Source organism: Alicyclobacillus vulcanalis (assembly GCF_900156755.1).
Taxonomy (GTDB): domain Bacteria; phylum Bacillota; class Bacilli; order Alicyclobacillales; family Alicyclobacillaceae; genus Alicyclobacillus; species Alicyclobacillus vulcanalis.
In genome coordinates, this window is the sequence record NZ_FTOO01000022.1 from 1 (window position 1) to 4,154 (window position 4,154).

At 45.8% G+C, this 4,154-nt stretch carries 2 protein-coding genes and 1 pseudogene; 1 reads left to right on the top strand and 2 read right to left on the bottom strand.

Annotated elements, in window-relative coordinates; all coding sequences use genetic code 11:
• Positions 1-292 precede the first annotated feature (292 nt).
• Positions 293-1,425, top strand: a pseudogene (locus BW934_RS14495) (transposase); the annotation flags it as partial.
• 143 nt (positions 1,426-1,568) lie between these two features.
• Here BW934_RS14495 and BW934_RS14500 read toward each other — a convergent pair.
• A complete protein-coding gene (locus BW934_RS14500) occupies positions 1,569-3,398 on the bottom strand; it encodes a hypothetical protein (RefSeq protein WP_076349295.1) in 1,830 nt (609 codons plus the stop codon).
• Positions 3,399-3,415: 17 nt separating this feature from the next.
• A complete protein-coding gene (locus tag BW934_RS14505) occupies positions 3,416-3,901 on the bottom strand; it encodes a Panacea domain-containing protein (protein WP_143232697.1) in 486 nt (161 codons plus the stop codon).
• Positions 3,902-4,154: the final 253 nt, after the last annotated feature.

Genomic DNA, 4,154 nt, shown 5'->3' on the forward strand with positions numbered 1-4,154 from the left:
CCATCTACTTCGGCGACCGAGTGACGCCATACCTGCCATGACGACGTTAGGTGGCATGCCCACTGTGTGTGGCATGCCACATCTGACCAGGATGGAAGCTGGAAATTGGCTGTCAAGGCTGGAAACACACCTTGACAGCCTCACATAGATACGACAGCCTAGGACCCGCCACAGGAACGAATGTAATCTCTTCAAAATGGAGTTTGATGAGAAAATAGAGGCACGCCAATTTTCATCCGCCTCTTGTGCCCAACCGGGCATGGCGGTTTACACAGAACACTTGACACACCCGCGTGAACATTTTTTCTCCGCGCTTGATCTGAGTCAGTATGCCGCAAAGTTGAGAAGTTCGACACCCAAGGGGCCAAACCCATCTCTCGCGAAGCCATCTTGCGCGCTTTCTTCGCGGCACCCTTTGAAGGGATCTCGACCTTTACGCAGCTTCACCGACGCTTGAAAAACGATTGGCGATTCCGTTACCAGTGCGGCTTCTCCCTTCACGAGCCGATTCCGTCCGTCTCGACCCTAAGCCGCGTCTTCCAAGCCATCGTGGACAAAGGGATTGCGGCGACGCTGTTTGAGGAGTTGGTTCGTCGAGGCCGCGACGAAGGGCTCATCGAGGGCGAACACATTGCCATCGACAGCACGGCGATCCATGCGTATGAGCGCAAACGCTCACGCTCAGGTGTCCAGCCCACAGACCGGGCCAACTGGGGTGCGAAGTTTGACGCCTTCGGCAACAAACAACTTGCGTGGTTTGGCTACAAAGTGCATGTAGCCGTGGATGCCAAGAGTGAACTTCCCATTGCACTCACGGTGACGTCGGCGAATGTCTACGACGGAGACATGGCCATTCCCTTGATGGAGGAGCTTCATCACCACGACTGGCGGATTCGCTTCGTCCTGATGGACGCCGGGTATGACCAGAAGAAAAACTACGAAGCCGCTCGCGCGTTGGGCGCTCAAGCTATCATCCCGATGAATCGCCGAAATGAGAAGGAGCCGCCGGAGGGGATGGATTTCGACGGCACGCCTCGCTGCACGATGGGGTACCGGATGACGTATTGGGGCGCAGAGGGCGACTGGCTCAAGTTTCGCTGTCCGCACGCGACAGGCCAGGTCGATTGCCCACTTGGCATGGCTGCCTGTTCCGCGTCGAATTACGGTATGGTCGTGAAGAAGCGCCTCGACGAGGACGTCTGTCGATACGCGAATCCTCGCGGCTCTCGCACATGGAAGACGCTATACGACGAGCGGACCGCGGTGGAACGCTGCTTTTCACGGGTGAAAGAGCAGCTGACGCTTGACGATGTGCATGTGCGGGGTATCGAGAAGGTCACAGCGCATACGTACATCAACGCCGTTGTACTCTTGGCATCGGTTCTGGCGATCCACCGGGCGAATCGCATCAAGCAGGTAGCTTAACCTCATGGTTCGAACGAACACAGCGGAGGGGCGTGATCTATCCACCCAACAGAAAAGTATTTTTATGGCATGCGTAATCTTTCACGAGAAGTGTGCGTCGTTTTCGCTCGCGATGGAATCAGTTATTCTGCAAAAGGCTCAATTCACAAAGAGCAATGTAAAACAATATTTCTTCTGAGAACATTCATGAACTCCTTGTCCCTTAGGAACATTAGACCATAAGCTCCTGACGAAGCCTCTAAGTTTTCTAGCAAGTAGGGAAGATACGTGCACTTAGCATGGTTAATATCGACAAAATTCTTCGGTGTTTCCCCGAAGTTTATCTTCTTTTCAACTACGTAGTGTTGTTGTCCATATAATAGGATAGTCAGCTTCTTTAAACAGTATTCGGACGTCCGTTGACCGAATGTGGCGTTTAGCCACTTATCATTCGTCGTAGTACGTTCTATATTAATCACCTTATCAAAAAACTTATCAAACTCCTTCGCTAAAACTTCTGATCTGAAATTCGTCACCATGAACTTTATCAAGAATCCGGCGGATTGGTAGTGACTTAGCTCTAGATTTTTTAATGCAGCGTTAAGAAGAGCCCTTATACAATCTGGTTCGAGTGATGCTCGCGATGAATACTGAAGAATGCCAGTATCAGCTTTTCTGATGCGTTCCGCTAAATCTGAATAGGAAAGATCCTCGGGACCATTAGCACATTTCCAAAGGGTATGTACTGTAGAAGTTAATATCTCTAGATTGTTATCCAAAGACGCCCTTTGTAACACGTTATCGAACAATTGCAAAACAACCTTCCGATCTTCTCTAAGTTCTTGAGTTATCATGTTGGCCAGTCCTAAGCAACACAAATTAAAAGCCTTGTTATCAGTATCATAGAGCAACAGCAACAGTTCTTCGACTGACTTTAAATATATGTCGGTCAGACGTTTATTGTCAGGAGGAGAAACTAAGAATAATTCATTAATGGCTTCATGTGAAGGAAGAACATATCCATTCTTATTTAACAACAATATCAAATGGACTTGATTCTGTAAAAGAAGTCTATACAGCATCTCAAATCGTTCTGCATCCTTTTCGTGTAATATTTCATACTGAACTGAATCAAAAACCCGAGATTGATGCAAATTTTGGATAATAACAAACCATTGTACACTGTATTCTTCATAAACCGAGTCCATATTCTTTTCTGTTGTAAACTTAAAAATTTGGTATATTGTTTCGACAGTCGACAACAAAGTGGAATAAAGGACGGGTCTTTGAAGAGGGAACGTCCAAGCGCACAATGACAAGATCAGATAGTTTGCCTTCCTGATTTGTAACGAAAGTGCTTCACGAGGTATAACTCCTTTTACCACATCATTAATCGCAACCACCAAACCAAAGATAAGTGTCGATACCAATAAAATAAAATAGATAAAATATGCAACTCTTGAAGCAATACGAGGACAGCAGTACAATATTAAGGCATATAAACTAGTCATAATGAATATATAGAAAAAGAATCTTATCGGTATGCTGGCCATAATCCGACTCATCGAAGCCGTCTTTTGTTGTGTGTATATGAAAACAAATAGAGTCACAATTAGAGATATGTGAATCCATAAATTTTTGAGAAAGTATATATACTCGTCGAAAGCCCTATTAATAAATGCGAGTTGTTCTGGATGAGATATAGTATTTAACGAACCGGAGAAATAATCGAATATTAAAGGAGAGATAAGCAAGAATACAGTTCCCAGCAAGACGATACATATCGCCACCCAAACACGCTGAGCAGCGAATATTACAAACGAATACACAGGCATAACAACTCTCAATATAAATTCCATAAGTTTCTGTAATTTACTTTCGGCCTTACTTCCCGCCCTATCTTTTATCTTTAATTGAGCGTTTGCCCAATCCCTTGTTAACATTAGTAATACTAATACAACACCCAGAGCGATGCCTATTCCTATTTCAGCCATTTTATTACACTCCGTCTTCAAGAAGACTTGAGAAGACTCGAATAGTACTGTTCCATTAAACTTGTATCAATTACAGCGCGAGACCTCCTTCCACTAGGTATCCCCTCTCGAGCTTGTTTCCACGGCCTTTCCATATGTGTTTTTTGCTCCAGCCATCTTGCAGAACGATGTCCATAAACTTCCCATACAGCATCAAGAACTGCTTTCACCTCATCACAAACATCGATGTCATCCTCGCAAGGCGGGATCTCTCTATATCCATATGACCGGTAATTCCTATAAACAACGGGAGAAACAGGACCATGCGCCCAAGCCTCAAGTCTTTCGTCAAATAGAAGCTCATGATGTAATGCTAAATACCACGCCTGAGCATAATAAACTAATTTCTGTAATTTCAAATGCGTAACGGCCCATTTTGTTCCTGGACGGCTTTTACTAAGAAAATACTTAGCCACGTCCATGACAGACATTTTTGCCGTCACGGCCCCCACCTTCTCATCCACTCACATATGACTATCCTAATTATAAAACAATTGCATGTGACATTCCAAGTCGACGCAATCACTCGTGCGTGTCAAGTTGTCGTAGGGGACCTCACTGCGCCAAGCAGTCACGCAATGGTGTGCGGAAGCCGCGCCAGCTCACGAAGCGGGTGTGTCAGGTGTTCTGTGTAAACTCCATTTTGAAGAGATTACATTCGTTCCTGTGGCGGGTCCCAGGCTGTCGTACCATGTGAGGCTGTCAAGGTGTGTTTCC

Coding starts and splice junctions, on each gene's coding strand:
- BW934_RS14500 (WP_076349295.1), bottom strand. CDS start 3,398: ATGGCTGAAATAGGAATAGGCATCGCTCTGGGTGTTGTATTAGTATTA.